Genomic DNA, 16,689 nt, shown 5'->3' with positions numbered 1-16,689 from the left:
GGTCATCCCGCTCTCCCGGTCGGCACAGCAGCCCGCCGGAGTGCCCTCGCGCCGTCCCCTCGGATGGCACCGACGAAGGAAGAACCTCATGTCCCAGTACGACACACCCCGCACGCCCGGGAACGGCTACGACCCCCTGCCCGACACCCACACCGACACCGACCCCATCGCCACGCCCTACCTGGGTTCGAGCACCTCGTACGACTCGGAGCCGTCCTCGACACCCGCGGTGGCCGCGGACCAGGCCAAGCAGGTCGGTCACGAGGCCCTCGACGGTGGCCGCCAGGTCGCCCAGGTTGCCGTGGACGAGGCGTCCTCGGTGGTCGGGGAGGCCGGCACGCAGGCGAAGAACCTGCTCGGCGAAGCACGGACCCAGCTGACCGACCAGGCCGCGACGCAGCAGAACAACCTGGCCACCTGGATCAGCTCCATCGTCGACGAGCTCGACGGCATGGTCGACCGCTCGGAGGGTGGTAACGCCCAGTCCGGTCCGGCGACCTCGTTGGTCCGTCAGGTCTCCTCGCGCGGTCGCAGCGCGGCGGGGTGGCTCGAGAGTCACGAGCCGGCCGACCTGCTCAGCGAGACCTCCCGGTTCGCTCGGCAGCGCCCGGGGATGTTCCTCGCGCTGGCCGCTGCCGCCGGCCTGGTTACCGGGCGCCTCACGCGCGGCCTGACCGCCGACGCATCGGCGAGCAAGAGCTCGACATCGCCGTCGGCCGTCGATGCCCGCTCCACGTCGATGTCGCCCCGTCCGGTCGTCACGACGACCACGTCCGACCCGATGGCCGTGCAGCCGTTCCACGCCGACGAGGTCGACGAGATCGACGAGATCTCGACGGCACCGGCGGCTCGCACCGGGTCCGAGCCCGCCTGGGATGTTCGATGACCGACCAGACCGCTTCCGGGGCGGCGACCCGTCAGCGCCCCGAGTCCGACGACCGGCCGATCGGCGAGGTGTTCAGCGCCGTCACGGCCGACCTGTCGACGCTGATCCGGCAGGAGGTCGCCCTGGCCAAGGCCGAGATCCGACAGAGCGCCACCCAGGCCGGCGCCGCCGCCGGCAAGCTCGCCGGAGCCGGCGTAGCCGGCCACATGGTCCTGCTGTTCGTCTCCATCTCCGCATGGTGGGGATTGGGGCAGTTCATCGGCAACGCGTGGTCGGCGCTCGTCGTCGCCGCGTTCTGGGCCGTCGTCGGGGCCGTGCTCTACACGTCCGGCCGCACGCAGCTGGGACAGGTCGAGGGCCTGCCCCGCACCACCGAAACCACCAAGCAGATTCCGCCCGCACTTGCAGGACACGAGGAGACATCATGAGCGCCGACCCGGACCAGATTCGCCAGGAGATCGAAGCCACCCGAGGTGACCTGAGCGACAACGTCAACGCGCTGGCCGACAGCGTCCGCCCCGGAAACGTGGCCCGCCGACAGGTGGACAAGGTCATGGACGGCGCTGCCGACCTCAAGGACCGAGTCATGGGCGCCGCAGGGGACGCCACCGACTCCGTCGGCCACGCCGGGGGCTCTGCGCCCTCGGCGGTTCGCCGCCGGACCCGAGGCAACCCCGTCGCCGCCGGACTGGTCGCCTTCGGCGTCGGCTGGCTGGTCGCCTCTCTCATCCCGGCCTCGGAGGTCGAGCAGCAGGCGGCGACTGCGCTGAAGGAGAAGGCACAGCCGCTCACCGACGAGGTGACCAACGCGGCCAAGCAGGTCGCTGGGAACCTCCAGGAGCCCGCGCAGGCCGCCGTTGCCCAGGTCAAGGAGAGCGCGGCCCAGTCCGCGACCACCGTGAAGGACGAGGCGAGCTCCAGTGCCCAGTCCGTCTCCTCGTCCGCCCAGTCCGCGACTGACGAGGTCAAGGCGCAGGCGAACTGACCGGCGGTGAGCGGCCTGGGCAACCACTGCTCAGGCCGCTCACCTTGGGCGCACCCGATCGACCGTTCCGTGACAGGCGGTACATGAACCTCGTCACCTCCGACCGCAACACCGTCGTGCGAACCCTGCACGACCTCGGCGGCGCCGCCTGGTTCGGTGGCTCCCTCATGGGCGCCGTCGGCCTCAACGGTGCGTCGAAGGACGTGTCCGACCCCGGCGAGCGCGCCACGGTGGCGACCTCGGGTTGGGCCCGCTGGAGCCCGGTGGCGGCGTCGGCCATCGCCGCCTACGCCATCGGCGGGATCGGCCTCATCGTCGCCAACCGCACTCGCGTCGCCCACCAGCAGGGGGTGGGAGCCAACACCGCCGTCAAGACGGCACTCAGCGTGGCGGCCATGGCGACCACCGCCGCCAGCGGTGTGCTGGGCGCTCGGCTGGCGCACCAGACGCCTGCTCACGCGGCCGGAGGCACCGTGCCCGACCGGCGCACCCCGGCTAGCACCGCGCGGCTCCAGCAGGGACTGCGCGTGCTGCAGTGGGCGACGCCTGCTCTCACCGGAGCGATCGTCGTGCTCGGTGCGCAGCAGGGTGAGCAGCAGAAGGCGGGTCAGGTGCTGACCGGAGCCGCCCGGCGCACCCTGAGTGACGTCGTCAACGCCATCCGCTGACCGCCGCACGCGACCGGCTCGTCCGGCCCTCCTCGACCAGTCGTCCTGGTCGAGGAGGGCCGTTCTGCCTACCGCGCCTCGAGGGCGCGTTCCGGCCTACCGCGCCTCGAAGGCCGGACTCGCGGGCTCCCGACCGGTCCACTCACGATGTCGTCCCTCGGCGACGAGCGCCAACCTCTTCAGCGCCTCGCGGTTGCGGGCCGCGATGACTGGTTGACGTACGGGCCCGGGGACCGCCAGGCCCGGTCCCGCAGTGGCGTCCTCGACCATCGTCACCTCGCAGCCGTCGTCCCGGGCGATGATCGAGAGCTCGACGTGGGCCTCGCCGAGCGGCCATCCCTTGGCCTGCAGGAGCATCCGCCGGCCGGGCTCGGCCTCCAGGCAGCGGCTGACATCGTTGATCAGCGCGGGCCATGCCCCCACCGAGTGGTGGATCCGGCTGCCCGGTGCCGGCCAGTCGGCGTCCACCGCGCGTACTCGCGAGGCGCCCACCACCCAGCTGGCATACAGCCAGCCGTCGGAGAGCACCGCCCACACCGCCTCGGGCGGAGCCGCCACGTGCCGGCATACCCGCGCTCGGCCGTGGTCGTCGAACTCCGGTGCCTGCGCCGGAGGTGGCCTCGTGTCGTCGACCTCAACCGTGGCCGCTGGGTGGGCCCGGCCGACGATGCCGAGCACGTTGTCCCATGGTCCGTGGACCGCCTCGCGGCTCGGTTGGGGCTGGAGGACGTTGCCCGCGGTGTGCGGCACCTCCTGCGGCGACAGGCCGCCGGCGCGCATCAACGGAGTGACGACTCGGTCGAAAACCCCTGGGAGGAAACGGAACCCGAGCACGGTGAGCGAATTGGTGGGCCCGACGTTGGTCTCGCGGGCCGGGCGGTCGAGCTTTCGGACGATCGTGGCAGCAACCCGTTCCGGCGAGACGACCGGTGGCGGCGGCCGCCCGTGGCGTCGCAGGTAGGTGCCGGCCTGGAGGTACACGGGTGTGTTGACGCCTCCCGGCGTCACCAGGCTGATGTCGATGCCGGACGTGGTCCGGGCCTCGATCTGGAGGCATCGCACCAGCCCGTGCACCGCCCACTTGGCGGTGAGGTACGAGCTCATGTAGGGCGTGGCGATCTTGCCGAGCAGGGAGCCCACGACGACGAGACTGCCGCCACCCTGAGCCTCGAACACCCGCAGGGCCGATCGGGCCACGTTGGCGGTGCCGAGCAGGGTGGTCTGCAGCGCGCTGTCGAAGACCTCGGCGGGGACGTCCTCGAAGCGCCCGTAGGCCAGCGCGGCGGCGGCGTGCACCACGGCGTCCACCCTCCCGTGGACCCGGATCGCCTCGTCGAGCAGCGCGTCGACGTCGTGGCGGTGGCGGACGTCGGTGGGCACCACGGTGGTCATCCCGGGTGCGCAGTCCTGTTGGGCCGCGAGGAGGGCGCTCTCCGACCGGGACGCCATCACCACGACGCTGCCCCGTCGGCTCAGCTCGATGGCGGTGGCCCGACCGATGCCGCTCGAGGCCCCGGTGACGACGACGACCCGACCCGTAGCGGTCACGGGTTGAGCAACACCTTGATGCACGCGTCCTGCTTGGCCTGGAAGATCTCGTACCCGTGTGGCGCCTGTTCGAGCGGCAGCAGGTGGGTGGCCAGGTCGCTCGTTCCGAGCGGGTCGGTCTCGTCGAGGACCATCGGCATGATGTCGTCGATCCACCGTTTGACGTGGCACTGGCCCATCCGCAGCTGCACGCCCCGGTCGAACATCTCCATCATCGGCATGGGATCGGCCTCGCCGCCGTAGACCCCGCTGACCGAGACGGTCCCGCCGCGGCGCACGGACTTGATCGCGGTATGCAGCGCGTCGAGGCGGTCGACCGCGAACCGGTCGACCAGGGGTCGGGCCAGCGCGTCCGGAAGCAGACCCACTGCGGTCTGGGCCGCCTGCGCGCGCGGGGAGCCGTGCGCCTCCATCCCGACGGCGTCGATGGTTGCGTCCGGTCCGCGACCGCCGGTCATCTCCAGGAGGGTGGCGGCGACGTCGTCGACGTCCCGGACGTCCAGGACCTCGACTCCGTGCTTTCCGGCCAGGTCGAGGCGCTCCGGGACGAGGTCGACCCCGATGACTCTCTCGACGCCCTGCGCGAGCGCGATCCGGGTCGCGAACTGACCCACCGGTCCCAACCCGATGACCGCCAGGGTTCCCCCGGTCGGGACGTCGGCGTAGGCGACGGCCTGCCAGGCGGTGGGCAGGATGTCGGAGAGGTAGACGAAGCGGGTGTCCGGTCCCTCGTGGGGCACCTTGATCGGCCCGAAGTGGGCCTGGGGTACGCGAAGGAACTGCGCCTGCCCGCCGGGAACCGAACCGTAGAGGGAGGTGTACCCGAAGAGAGCCGCCCCCTTGCCCTGGTCGCGCACCTGGGTCGTCTCGCACTGGGCGTAGAGGCCGCGCGAGCACATCCAGCAGCGGCCGCAGGAGATGTTGAACGGCACGACGACTCGATCGCCCGGGGCGATGTGGGTGACCTCCGAGCCGACCTCCTCGACGATGCCCATGGCCTCGTGCCCGAGGACGTCGCCGGGGTTGAGGTAGGCGCCCAGGACCTCGTAGAGGTGCAGGTCCGACCCGCAGATGGCGGTCGTGGTGATCCGCACGATCGCGTCGGTCGGCTCCTGGATGACCGGGTCCGGCACATCCTGGACCTCGACCTCGCGCTTGCCCTGCCATGTCAAAGCCCTCATCGGACACCTCTCTCGTGGCTGTAGGCGTGTCCGCGAGCAGCGCACCGAGCCTGACAGTGCGCTACCCGGTTGCTTTGGTCCACAAACCAGGTCGTGAGTCTTTCGGGACGTTGCCGGCGCGCCGGGTCCGGCGACGGACCGTAGAGTTGGCCGGGCCCGGACCTGACGCCACAGCGGCGGCGGCGCAGCTCGGCGCGGAAAGCGAGCGTCGGGTGCGGGTCGTGGTCACGGGTGCGGCTGGATACGTCGGTTCCCGGCTCGTCCCGGAGCTCCTGCGTCGTGGGCACGCCGTCGTCGCCACGCGTACGGGTGCTGACCCGCCCGCGGTGTCGTGGGCCGACCAGGTGGAGTGGCGTCGGATGGACGTGCTCAACCTGCGGGAGACCGTGTTGGCGCTGGCCGGGGTCGACGCGGTGGTGTACCTCATCCACGGGCTCGGCGATGCGGACTTCCGCCACATCGACCGCGAGGCGGCCGAGAACCTCCGCGATGCCGTCGACCACCAGGGTGTCCGACGCCTCGTTTACCTCTCCGGCCTGGTTCCCGACGGGTCCACTGCGGACCTGTCGGAGCATCTCGCGTCGCGCTTGGAGGTGGAGGAGACCCTCGCGCAGTCCACCGCGTCGACGCTGACCCTGCGCGCGGCGATGGTCGTCGGCTCCGGGTCGACCAGCTTCGAGATGGTGCGACAGATCTCCGAGCGCCTCCCCCTCATACAGACCATTCCCACCTGGATGCGCGACACGCTCGTCCAGCCGATCGCCGTGGCCGACGCCGTGCACTACCTGGCGGAGGCGGTGGAGCGGGTCGACGTCGTCGGACACCTCGACGTCGCGGGCCCGGACCGTCTCACGTACCCACAGCTGTTGGACCTGTATGCGGACATCGCCGGCCTGACTCGCATACAGGTCACCGTGCCGGGCCTGCCCCAGGAGCTCGTGGGGTGGGTGGCGGGCCTGCTCACCGACATCGACACCCCGACGGTCCAGTCGTTGATGGCGAGCCTGCGGAACGACATGGTGGCCGACCTCGAGCCGATCGTCGCCCTCGGACCGCACAATCCGATGCCGTTGCGAGAGAGCATCCGTCGGGCCCTAGCAGTGGACGACGCCGACCTCGACGGTGCGGACGTCGCCGGGGACCCGGCCCGCGCCTCGGCGGCGGACCGGGTCTGAGAGCTGGCGCTCACTCCTCGGGAGGGTGCGCCTGGCGCGACGATCGCCGCGTGGTGGCCGCGAAGAGGGCCGACCACAGGATCGCCCCCGCACGGCCCAGCAGTCCGAAGCTCCCGGCGTGGTGCGGATAGGCGACCGAGAACACGCCCATCCACGCCGTCCCGGCCACGACCGTCCATGCCGATACCTGCCACCCGGACTGCCGAACGGCGGTCAGGCCGGCGTCGGCGAGCATGGCGAGCGGTAGGGCGGCCTGCAGGGGCCAGTGGCTCAGCCCGACGGTGATGTCGTCGTTCGGATAACGACCCGCACGCGCGCTCGCGACCATCTCGGCGGCGAACCAGATGAGCGGTACCGCCGCGGCCACGGTCAGCAGCAGGGCGGGGATGTCGACCCGTGTCGCGAGGCTGGTCGGGCGGGGCTCGGCCACCGATGGGCGGTCGGTCGACCGTTCACCGAGCACGAACAGCAGCGCAGCGACCATCAGCAGCCCACCCGCGGGCCACAGCTGAGACCACGTCGTCGTCAGCACCGCGGCCACCGCCCGGTCGAGGCCGGGTCGCGTTCGTGGGCGACGCCGCACCCCTCCGCGAGCAGATCACGTCCGACATGCCCCAGATCAGCGACTGGAACGTGGAGGGGAAACTGTTGTCGTACCGACGGTTGCGAGTCCTGCGACGGGCCGGGAACCCCGGCGTTCCTGTCGCACGACGTCGAGGACTTCGCGGTCCTGCCGTCGGGCGGCCAGTACTGGGACTGACCACAGAGCTGTACGAGCCGGGATGGTCAGGCGGCCGGCCCCAGGCGGGCGCGCACGTCGCCCAACGTCTGGACGCGGTGGGCGTGGGCCATCGTCTCGGCCTCACGCTCCGGCAGGAACCCCGAGTCGGACTCGCAGTCATGGCACACCGTGACGGCACGATGCCCGAGATGAACGACCTCGACGGCGTGCGGGTGGCAGGTCACGGTCGCCGCGTGGTGGTGATCCCTGCGGTGCGCAGCCGCTGCCGTGCACGCCGCCACCAGGGCGGCGCTCTCCTCGGCGGTGTACTCGTGCATGTTCCCTCCAGCTGCCCTGCGGCTCTCTGTCCCATTCAACGCTTCGCGCCGGTCGACCCATCCCTCCCGGGGTATGCCTGTGCAGAGGACGGAAGCGTCCCCCTCGATACAACTCCTCGACAGCAAGGGACACATCGGGCAACCAGCCAGGGGCGACAGTCGAACGGACGAGCCCCATGGCCCCGAAGGCCCATGCTGGAGTCATGAGCGACCGCACGCTGACCGTCGGCGTGCCGACCCCACACGTCACCGCCGGACCCGAGGTCGAGATCCCCGTCATGACGGCGGGCCAGGTCGCCACGGTGGTCTCCCGTATCCCGCTCGCCGCGTGGGGTGATGCCGGCGCGACGTCCCCACAGAGCCTGCGGGAAGGAGCTCGGCCGTCCGCTCTTGACGAGGCCGGGCAGACGTTTCCGCACGGGTCGGTCGACGCCCTCACCTACGCCTCGACCAGCTCGGGGCTACGCGATCGGCGGCGACGCCGAGACGACCCTTGTCCAGGGGCTCGGGGCTCGGTGGGGGCTCCCGGTCGGATCGAGCAGCCTCGCGGCGGTGCCGGCCCTGCGCGCATACGGGATCGACCGGGTCGACCTGGTCCACCCACCCTGGTTCGACGACGCGACCAGCGAGCTGGGAGCCACCTACTTCCGGGCCCAAGGCTTCGATGCCGTCGCCTCACGGGCGGACACCCTGCCCGATGACCCGGCTCAGGTGCGGCCCGGACCCGTCGCCGACTGGGTATGTCGACACGTCCGTGACGGGGCCGAGGCGATCTTCTTAGGCGGCAACCGTTTCCAGGCCGCGGGGGCGGTCGAGGAGATCGAACGTCGCACCGGTCGGCTGGTTCTCGAGGCCAACCAGGCGTTGCTCTGGTCGATCCTGGTCGAGACCCGGCGTGCGCTGGACATCACGGCATACGGACGGCTTCTCCGGGCTCGGCCACCCGGCTGAGCCACGCGTCGAACAGGGCCCGCTCGTTGGCGGTGAAGCCAGGCGCCGGCCGCGCACCGTCCACGACCTGCTCGCCCCACCAGCCGAACGGTAGGCGGAACGTCCCCCTGGCCGTCGCTCATGGTGCCGTCGTTTCCGAGCCGTAGAAGTAGGCCGCCGTGAGGCCGCCGTCCATGAGGACGTCGCTGCCGGTGCTGAAGGCGCCGTCCGCCGAGGAGAAGTGCACCGACCGTTGCGACCTCGTCCGGGGTGCCGGCTCGCCCGGCCGGACTCGTCTCGATCATGGCGCGGAACGCTGCTCCGCTGGGTGCCCTCAGCTCGTCCCGCGACATCGGGGTGACGATGACGCCGGGGCTGATGGCGTTGATCCGCGCGCCGCGCCGAGCCCACCGCACCGCTTCCGCACGGACGCGCAGTGCGTTCCCGGGCTCGGCGAGCTGGTAGGCGTACAGGGAATCGAGCACGGTGTCGGGCTACAGCATCGGCAACGACATCAGCTCCTCCACCGGGGTTGTCGCCAGCTGGCGCTCCTGTTCGGCGGTCAACGCGGGCAGGACGTGCCCGGGACTGCGAGGCGACGACCACCCCTGAACCTGACGTCCCTCCACCGCTAGCCCGGAGTGGCGATCAGGGTCGACCATCAGCAGCTCACCGAGCTCGACGTCGGCGAGCTCCACGGACGGGTACAGGAGTGCCGGATCCCCCATCGGTCGAGGGTTGCCGCCTGGTGGCGGGAGCAGGTGCGACGGTTCAGCGGTAGAGGCAGAACGGATGGCCGGCCGGGTCGAGCAGGACCCGCACGTCCTCCTGCGGCTGGAACTCCGCCATGGTCGCCCCCAGCGCTGCCGCGTCCTGGGCCGCTCCCTCGAGGTCGGTGACCTGGAGGTCGAGGTGCAGCTGCATCTGCGGGTCGCCGGGACCAGCCGGCCAGACCGGGCGCACGTGGTTCGTCTCGGTCTGGAACCCGAGGTTGACGGGCGTGTCCGGCATCCCGATCGTGCACCAGTCGGGCTCGTCGGTGGCCAGCTCCCAGCCCAGCAGATCGCGGTAGAAGTACGCCAGCTCGCGCGCGCTCGGGGCGCCGAGCACGACACCGAGCCAGCCCCGCCGTTCCCGTCCCCGGATTGCCATGGCGGCACCCTGCCACGGCCGGCCGACACCGAACGTGGTGCGGTGTGGGGTCGGGTACCCGGTCGAGTACCCGAATCTGCTGTGCCCGGGCCCGGTTCGGTGACGCGACCGGGTATTCGACCTGGTCCCATGCCGGCGCCGTCCGGGGGGCCCGCACCCGCGGCTGGCAGGATCGGACCGTGCCCGACGCATACCCCCACTTCGAGCTGCCGGCGATGGCCGAGGAGGTCCTCGAGATCGTCGACCAGATTCCCGAGGGCAAGGTGCTCACCTACGGCGACGTCGCCGAGCTGGTCGGGAGCCGCGGCGCCCGGTTCGTGGGCAACGTGATGGGCCGCTACGGCAGCGACGTCCCCTGGTGGCGGGTCGTCCGCGCTGGCGGGTGGCCGCCGCGCGGGTTGGAGGACCGCGCCCGCGGACACTACCGCGAGGAGAGCACGCCGATGATCCGCGGCACGTTGGAGGGGCTCCGCGTCGACCTGGCCCGGGCGCGCTGGGACGGGCCCGCGAGCTGAACGGGACGTGTCGCCCGCCCGTGGTGGGATGACGACGTGGTCCTGCTGCGACGTGCCCCGGCGCTCGTCGTCGACGCGCCGAGCCTCGACGACGGGCAGCAGGCTGCGCTCGACGCCGGCGGCCCGCTGCTCCGCGTCCTCGGCGCTCCGGGGACCGGCAAGACCACGACGGCCGTCGAGCTGGTCGTCGACCGGGTCCTGTTCGGCGGCCGGTCGCCGGACGAGTGCCTGCTGCTCACCTCGACGCGCGCCGCCGCCGCGCGACTGCGTCAGAGGGTGACGGCTCGGCTGGCCCGCACCTCGACCGAGCCGCTGGCCCGCACCCACCAGGCGTTCGGTTTCGGGATCCTGCGCCGCGAGGCGGCGCTGCGCGGCGACGAGCCGCCACGGCTGATCAGCGGCCCCGAGCAGGACGTCATCCTGCGCGAGCTCCTGACCGGGCACGCGAAGGGCGACGCGACCCCGCCGCCGTGGCCCGAGCACGTCCTCGTCGCGCTTGACAAGCGCGGGTTCCGCGCCGAGCTGCGCGACCTGCTCATGCGGGCCGTCGAGCACGGCATCGAGGCCGACCGGCTCGCCGCGCTCGGCGCGGAGCACGGCCGCCCCGAGTGGGTCGCCGCGGCGCAGGTGCTTCGCGAGTACGACCAGGTCACCGCCTTCTCCCGACCCGGGGCCTACGACCCGGCCTGGATCCTCACCGCCGCGGCCGACCTGCTCGAGGACGACCCCCAGGCGCTCGCGCGGGTATGCGCGGACGTGCGCTTCGTCGTCGTCGACGACGCCCAGGAGCTCACCTTCGCCGCGGCCCGCCTGCTGCGGGTCCTCACCTCGGCCGGCCCGGACCTCGTCCTCGTCGGCGACCCCGACGTGGCGGTCCAGACGTTCCGCGGTGCCGACCCCCGCATCCTCGCGAGCGGATGGACCGACCTCGGCCGGCCCGACCCCACCGCCGGCGAGCCGCCGACGGTGCTCCTGCACACCGCATACCGGCAGCCGAAAGCCCTGCTCGGGGTCAGCCGCACCATCACCACCCGCATCGGCGCGCTCGGCGGCGGGAAGCAGCGGGCACCCGTGCCCCTCGGCGCCGGCGGCAGTGTCGAGGTCGCCCTCCTGAGGTCGCCGGCCCAGGAGGCAGCGCACATCGCGGCGCGGCTGCGTGCGGCTCACCTGCTCGACGGGATCGCCTGGGGCGAGATGGCCGTGATCGTCCGCAGTGAGGGCCGCGACGAGGCGCTCCGGCGGATCCTCATGGCCCACGGCGTGCCGATGCTGCCCTCGGCGAGTGAGAGCCCGGTGCGCGACGAGGTCGCCGTGCGTCCGCTGCTGGCCCTCGTCGACACCGTGCTCCAGGTGGCACTGGACCCCGACCACCGGGTCGAGCCGGAGCGCGCCATCGACCTCGTGCTGTCGCCGCTGGGGGAGTGCGACGCGGTTGGGCTCCGGCGGCTCCGTCGGCTGCTGCGCCGGGAGGAGCTGGACAGCGGAGGCGAGCGGTCCAGCGACGAGCTGCTGGCCGCCGTCCTGCTCGAACCTGGCCACGCCGCCTCGCTGGGCCACGACGCCACACCCCTGCGTCGGCTGTCGCACGCGATCGACGCGGGGCTCGACGCGGCGCGTACGGTCGCCACCGGCGAAGCGGGGGACACCGACGGCGCACGCACGTGGGCCCCGGGTGTCAGTGCGGAGACGGTGCTCTGGGCGGTGTGGGACGCCCTCGACGTCGCGGACCGTTGGAACCGGCTCGCCCTGCGCGGTGGGAAGCGTGGCGCTCGCGCCGACCGTGACCTCGACGCCGTCGTCGGGCTGTTCGACGCGGCGCAGCGTTACGTCGACCGGCTCCCGGCCGCAGGGCCGGACGCGTTCCTCGAGCACATCCAGGGCCAGGACGTCCCCGGCGACACCCTCGCGGCGCGAGCGCAGTCGGGCGACGGCGTCGCCTTGGTGACGCCCGCCGGGGCCGCCGGCCGCGAGTGGCGCTACGTCGCGGTCGCCGGTGTCCAGGAGGGTGTCTGGCCCGACTTGCGGCTGCGCGGCTCGCTGCTGGGCTCGGAGGAGCTGGTCGCCGTCGTGACCGGCCGCGACCGGACGTTCCGGGCGGCGCAGACGGCGGTTCGATACGACGAGACACGGCTGTTCCTCGTCGCCGTGTCGCGCGCGTCGGAGCGGCTGCTGGTCACGGCCGTGCGCAGCGAGGACGACCAGCCGTCGGTCTACCTCGACCTCGTCGACCCGCTCGTGGCGCCGACGGACTCGGCCGGGGTTCCGGAGCAAGCACCGGCGGAGCAGCGCGAGTTCACCGAGCTCGGCCGCAGCCTCTCCCTGCCGTCGCTCGTGGCCGACCTCCGCCGCCGGTTGGTGCTGGACGACCCCGACGGGGCCTCCGCCGCGGCCTCCGCGCTGGGCCGGCTCGCCGCCGCCCGGGTCGCCGGCGCCGAACCCGAGCAGTGGTGGATCCAGCGGGTCCTCAGCGACGACCGCCCGCTCCGGCGCCCCGAGCAGCAGGTCCGGCTCTCGCCGTCCAAGGTGGAGAGCTTCGGGGACTGCCGCCTTCGCTGGGCGCTGACCAGCGCCGGCGGAGACGCGCCCAGCCAGGGCTCGGCCAACCTCGGCACGCTCATCCACGACATCGCCCACGAGCTGGGCGACGACGCGGACGCTGAGACCCTCGGGGCCGAGGTCGAGCGTCGGTGGGGCCGGCTCGGGCTCCCGCCTGGCTGGAACACCGACCGGCAGCGCGAGCAGGCGCACCGGATGGCCTACCGGCTCGCGGCCTACTTCGCCGACCCCGACCGCCCGGAGAAGGTCGACTCGGAGGTCCCGCTGCGGGTCGACGTGGGCCGGGCCACCATCAGCGGCCGGGTCGACCGGCTCGAACGAGCCGCGGACGGTGGCCTGCGCGTCGTGGACTACAAGACCGGCAGCAGCAAGCCCAGGGCCGACGACGTCCCGACGCATCCGCAGCTGGGCACCTACCAGCTCGCCGTGGAGCACGGCGCCTTCGGCCGCGAGGGCACGACCTCGGCCGGTGCCGCGCTGCTGCACCTCGGCAAGGCGGCCGGCGCCAGCGACAAGCCGGTCATCCAGCAGCAGCCGCCCCTGGAGACCCAGGACGACCCGGGGTGGGCGGCCCAGCTGGTGGCGGAGACGGCGGAGGGTATGGGGGGCCACGAGTTCGCGGCGACCCCCGGCACGTGGTGCACGTTCTGCCCCGTCAAGACCTCGTGCCCCGCCATGCCGGAGGGGAGCACGATGCGATGACCAGCCACACCGCGCTCGGGCTGGCCGAGGCGCTGCGCCTGCCCCCGCCGACCGACGAGCAGCGCGCCGTCATCGAGGCCGACCCGCTCCGGCCGGTGCTCGTCGTAGCCGGCGCCGGCTCCGGCAAGACCGAGACGATGGCTTCGCGCGTGGTCTGGCTAGTGGCCAACGGCCACGTCGACCCCGACCAGGTGCTGGGCCTCACCTTCACCCGCAAGGCTGCCACCGAGCTGGCCGAGCGGATCGGCCGCCGGCTGCGCCGCCTCTCCAACGCGGGGATCTGGACGCCCAAGCCGCTCGACGAAGACGGTGCCGAGCCGCTCGGTGGCATACCCGTCGTGTCGACCTACCACTCGTATGCGGGGCGCCTCGTGCGCGAGCACGCCCTGCGGCTGGGGTACGAGCCGGAGTCGCGGCTGCTGTCCGAGGCGGCTGCCTGGCAGTACGCCTACGAGGTGGTCAGCCGCTACGACGGCGACGTCGAGGAGCTGACCTCGGCGGAGTCGACGGTCACCGAGGCGGTGGTGTCGCTGGCCGGGGAGATGGCCGAGCACCTGCTCGACCCGGAGGACGTCAGCCGCTACATCGATGAGTTCGAGGTGGCGATGCTGGCGGTGCCCAAGGGGGTGACGCGCCGGAAGGTGCATCCGATGGAGACCGACCGTGTGCTGCCGGCGCTGCGCAACCGGCGGGCGATCCTTCCGATGGTGCGCGCCTATCTCGACCTCAAACGCCAGCGCGACGCGATGGACTTCGGCGACCAGATGGCGCTTGCGGCGCGGCTCGCGCGGTCGGTTCAGGGCATCGGGGTGACGGAGCGAACCCGTTTCCGGGCGGTGCTGCTCGACGAGTTCCAGGACACGTCGGAGGCCCAGCTGGTGATGCTGCGGTCGCTGTTCGGGGCGGCGGGAGCCGGTGGCGGCGACGTGGGCGTGACCGCGGTCGGCGACCCGAACCAGTCGATCTACGGCTGGCGGGGCGCCAGCGCGACGACGCTGACCCGGTTCCCCCGGGAGTTCGCGGACGAGCGCGGCGAGGCGCAGGTCCTGCCGCTGCGGACCAGCTGGCGCAACGACCACGCCATCCTCGACCTCGCCAACACCACGTCGACGCCGTTGCGGTCGGCGATCGTCGCGCCGCTGCGCGCTCGACCGGACGCCGGACCCGGTCGGGTGGAGTCGGCGCGCCTGGAGACAACTGAAGACGAGGCGGCCTACGTCGCCGACTGGGTCGCCCGACGGTGGCGATCGCCGAGTGGGCGCCGCACCAACCTCAGCGCGGCGGTGCTGTGCCGGAAGCGGGCCCAGTTCCCGCTCGTCGTCGAGGCGCTCAAGGCGCGCGACCTGCCCGTCGAGGTCGTGGGCCTGGGTGGGCTGCTGCTCACCCCGGAGGTGAACGACCTGGTCAGCCTGCTCTGGGTGGTCCAGGACCCCTCGCGCGGCGACCGGCTGATGCGGCTGCTCACCGGACCGTTCTGTCGGCTCGGGCCGGCCGACCTCGACGGGCTCGCGTCGTGGGCCCGGGCGCAGCAGCGGGCCACCACGGCGTTGCCGGGTCAGGCGCAGGTCCTGCAGCTGCCCGGCCTGGAGACGGCGCCCGACGAGGACTTCGAGGAGCCGGGGGAGTTCGACCCGGCCTCACGGGGGAGCGACGAGTCGGGCTTGGTCCGGCATCCGGCCGTGGGTGAGGTACGCGACCAGGCGCCCGAGAGCTCCGACCGGGCGAGCATTGTCGAGGCGCTCGACGACCTGCCGCCGGCGGCGTGGCGCGGTGCTGACGGTCAGCGGGTCTCGGATGCGGGCCTCGACCGGCTCCGGGCGCTCGGCCGCGTGGTCAAGGACCTCCGCCGGCTCGCCGGCCTGCCGCTGGCCGAGCTGGTCGGCGAGGGGGAGCGGGCTCTGGGTCTCGACATCGAGGTGCTGGCCCGCCCGGAGCACACCGTCGCGACGGCGCGAGCCCACCTCGACGCGTTCGCCGAGGTGGCCGCGACGTTCTCGGCCTCGGCCGACCGGCCCAACCTCGGCGGCTTCCTGGCCTGGCTCGACGCGGCGATCGAGCAGGAGCGCGGCCTCGACGCGCCGACCATCGAGACGTCGCTCGACGCGGTCCAGGTGTTGACGGTGCACGCCGCGAAGGGCCTGGAATGGGACTGCGTCGCCGTGCCCGGACTGGTCGAGGCGTCGTTCCCGGCGCGCGAGGGCGGCGCCGCCAGCTCGTGGAAGGGCGACCACTGGGAGGTCTCCGAGCTCAAGGACAAGGGCTGGTGCGTCGGGGCGGACGGCGTCCCCTACGACCTGCGTGGCGACGCCGACGGACTGCCGCGGCTGCACTGGCGAGACGCCCCCGACTGGGAGGCCATGTCCAAGGACTTCGCCGAGTACGCCCTCGAGGGCGGCCGGCACGCGACGGCCGAGGAGCGCCGGCTGGCCTACGTCGCGCTCACCCGAGCCCGGTCCGAGCTGCTGTTGACGGCGCCGGTGTGGGCCGACGCCGGGACGCCGAAGGTCACCTCGGTGTTCCTCGAGGAGCTCGCCGACGCGCGTCACCTGGTTCGTGGTCCGTGGGCGGAGATGCCGGTGCCCGACGAGTCCGGGCGCGCCGTCAACCCGCGGCTGGTCGAACCCGTACGCCACCCGTGGCCGGACGACCCGCTGGTGACGCGCCGGGAACAGCTGGCCGGGGGAGTAGCTCTCGTTGCCGCCGCCCTCGCGTCGCCATCGTCCGCGGCTCCCCTGGACGAAGCGACGGCAGCGGAGCTCGACCTTCTCCTGGCCGAACGCGCCGAGGCGGCCGCCCACCACGAGGTCGTCGTCGAGGTGCCGCGACACCTGTCCGCGTCCGACGTCGTGCAGCTGGCGACCGACCAGACGCGGTTCGCCCTGTCGCTGCGGCGGCCGATGCCGGCCGCTCCGGCGCTCGCGGCCCGGCGCGGCACCGCCTTCCACGCCTGGGTCGAGCAGCACTACCACCGCGCGGCGATGGTCGACGTCCTCGACCTGCCGGGCAGCGCCGACGAGACCGCCCCCGACGAGATCACCGGCGCCGAGCTGGCCCGGATGAAAGTGCTGTTCCTCGCCAGCGAGTGGGCCGACCGGGTCCCCGAGGCGGTCGAGATCGCGGTCGAGACGGTTCTCGACGGCTTCGCGATCCGCGGCCGCATCGACGCGGTCTTCCCGCGAGACGGCGGCGGTTTCACCATCGTCGACTGGAAGACCGGCATCGAGCCGGACGCTCGTTCCGCCCGGCACCGCACGCTGCAGCTCGCCGCATACGCCCTCGCGTATGCGCGGCTCCGGAACCTCCCGCCGCGCGACGTGGACGCCGCGTTCTAC

General features: G+C 72.8%; 15 protein-coding genes and 1 pseudogene. 9 read left to right on the top strand and 7 right to left on the bottom strand.

Going from position 1 to position 16,689, the window contains the following annotated elements; translation table 11 throughout:
• The first annotated feature begins 88 nt into the window (after positions 1–88).
• The 4 genes from VIG79_RS06335 (at position 89) to VIG79_RS06320 (ending at position 2,539) form a co-directional block, all read left to right on the top strand.
• Entirely contained in the window at positions 89–886 is a 798-nt protein-coding gene (locus tag VIG79_RS06335) for a hypothetical protein (protein WP_331883553.1), read from the top strand.
• Positions 883–1,314: a phage holin family protein gene (locus tag VIG79_RS06330; protein ID WP_331883550.1), complete on the top strand. Its 432-nt coding sequence runs from the start codon at positions 883–885 to the stop codon at positions 1,312–1,314. Before VIG79_RS06335 ends, VIG79_RS06330 begins: the two co-directional genes overlap by 4 nt.
• On the top strand, positions 1,311–1,871 hold the full coding sequence (locus tag VIG79_RS06325; RefSeq protein ID WP_331883548.1) for a DUF3618 domain-containing protein: 561 nt from the start codon (positions 1,311–1,313) through the stop codon (positions 1,869–1,871). The genes VIG79_RS06330 and VIG79_RS06325 overlap by 4 nt, the downstream gene beginning before the upstream one ends.
• Before the next feature lie 83 nt (positions 1,872–1,954).
• Positions 1,955–2,539 carry a hypothetical protein gene (locus VIG79_RS06320; protein ID WP_331883546.1) on the top strand — a complete coding sequence of 195 codons (585 nt, stop codon included), beginning with the start codon at positions 1,955–1,957 and terminating at the stop codon, positions 2,537–2,539.
• A gap of 96 nt (positions 2,540–2,635) precedes the next feature.
• Here VIG79_RS06320 and VIG79_RS06315 read toward each other — a convergent pair whose 3' ends face one another.
• Together VIG79_RS06315 and VIG79_RS06310 are read right to left on the bottom strand one after the other, a co-directional pair.
• On the bottom strand, positions 2,636–4,087 hold the full coding sequence (locus VIG79_RS06315) for an SDR family NAD(P)-dependent oxidoreductase (RefSeq protein ID WP_331883543.1): 1,452 nt from the start codon (positions 4,085–4,087) through the stop codon (positions 2,636–2,638).
• A complete protein-coding gene (locus tag VIG79_RS06310; protein ID WP_331883541.1) occupies positions 4,084–5,268 on the bottom strand; it encodes a zinc-dependent alcohol dehydrogenase in 1,185 nt (394 codons plus the stop codon). The genes VIG79_RS06315 and VIG79_RS06310 overlap by 4 nt, the downstream gene beginning before the upstream one ends.
• A 221-nt stretch (positions 5,269–5,489) precedes the next feature.
• Between VIG79_RS06310 and VIG79_RS06305 the strand changes: the two genes are divergently transcribed.
• Positions 5,490–6,443: an NAD(P)H-binding protein gene (locus VIG79_RS06305; protein WP_331883538.1), complete on the top strand. Its 954-nt coding sequence runs from the start codon at positions 5,490–5,492 to the stop codon at positions 6,441–6,443.
• 10 nt (positions 6,444–6,453) lie between these two features.
• Here VIG79_RS06305 and VIG79_RS06300 read toward each other — a convergent pair whose 3' ends face one another.
• A complete protein-coding gene (locus tag VIG79_RS06300) occupies positions 6,454–6,984 on the bottom strand; it encodes a hypothetical protein (RefSeq protein WP_331883535.1) in 531 nt (176 codons plus the stop codon).
• A 245-nt stretch (positions 6,985–7,229) separates the two neighbouring features.
• Complete coding sequence (locus VIG79_RS06295) at positions 7,230–7,502, bottom strand: hypothetical protein (protein WP_331883533.1); 273 nt, start codon at positions 7,500–7,502, stop codon at positions 7,230–7,232.
• A gap of 336 nt (positions 7,503–7,838) precedes the next feature.
• On the opposite strand from VIG79_RS06295, the gene VIG79_RS06290 reads away from it, so the two are divergent.
• Complete coding sequence (locus VIG79_RS06290; protein WP_331883531.1) at positions 7,839–8,453, top strand: hypothetical protein; 615 nt, start codon at positions 7,839–7,841, stop codon at positions 8,451–8,453.
• Between the two features lie 272 nt (positions 8,454–8,725).
• On the opposite strand, the pseudogene VIG79_RS19745 reads toward VIG79_RS06290, so the two are convergent.
• From VIG79_RS19745 to VIG79_RS06280, 3 genes and pseudogenes are all read right to left on the bottom strand, one after another.
• Positions 8,726–8,848 (bottom strand): annotated as a pseudogene (locus VIG79_RS19745) (short-chain dehydrogenase); the annotation flags it as partial.
• A gap of 78 nt (positions 8,849–8,926) precedes the next feature.
• Positions 8,927–9,160 (bottom strand): hypothetical protein, encoded by a 234-nt coding sequence (locus VIG79_RS06285; RefSeq protein ID WP_331883528.1) that lies wholly within the window; start codon positions 9,158–9,160, stop codon positions 8,927–8,929.
• Positions 9,161–9,203: 43 nt separating this feature from the next.
• The gene (locus tag VIG79_RS06280) at positions 9,204–9,584 is read right to left on the bottom strand and encodes a VOC family protein (RefSeq protein ID WP_331883526.1); all 381 of its coding nucleotides are present in this window, start codon (positions 9,582–9,584) and stop codon (positions 9,204–9,206) included.
• A 179-nt stretch (positions 9,585–9,763) separates the two neighbouring features.
• Here VIG79_RS06280 and VIG79_RS06275 point away from each other — a divergent pair, with 179 nt between their 5' ends.
• The 3 genes from VIG79_RS06275 to VIG79_RS06265 all read left to right on the top strand — a co-directional run.
• The gene (locus tag VIG79_RS06275) at positions 9,764–10,099 is read left to right on the top strand and encodes an MGMT family protein (RefSeq protein ID WP_331883523.1); all 336 of its coding nucleotides are present in this window, start codon (positions 9,764–9,766) and stop codon (positions 10,097–10,099) included.
• 36 nt (positions 10,100–10,135) lie between these two features.
• Positions 10,136–13,357, top strand: coding sequence for an ATP-dependent DNA helicase (locus VIG79_RS06270; protein ID WP_331883520.1), 3,222 nt, complete (start codon positions 10,136–10,138; stop codon positions 13,355–13,357).
• Positions 13,354–16,689: ATP-dependent DNA helicase (locus tag VIG79_RS06265; RefSeq protein WP_331883517.1), on the top strand; the 3,336-nt coding region annotated here is incomplete at its 3' end. The genes VIG79_RS06270 and VIG79_RS06265, both read left to right, overlap by 4 nt.

Source organism: Lapillicoccus sp., from assembly GCF_036559105.1.
Taxonomy (GTDB): domain Bacteria; phylum Actinomycetota; class Actinomycetes; order Actinomycetales; family Dermatophilaceae; genus Lapillicoccus.
Note: the sequence above shows the minus strand (reverse complement) of the source record. Positions and strands in the feature narration are given on the sequence as shown.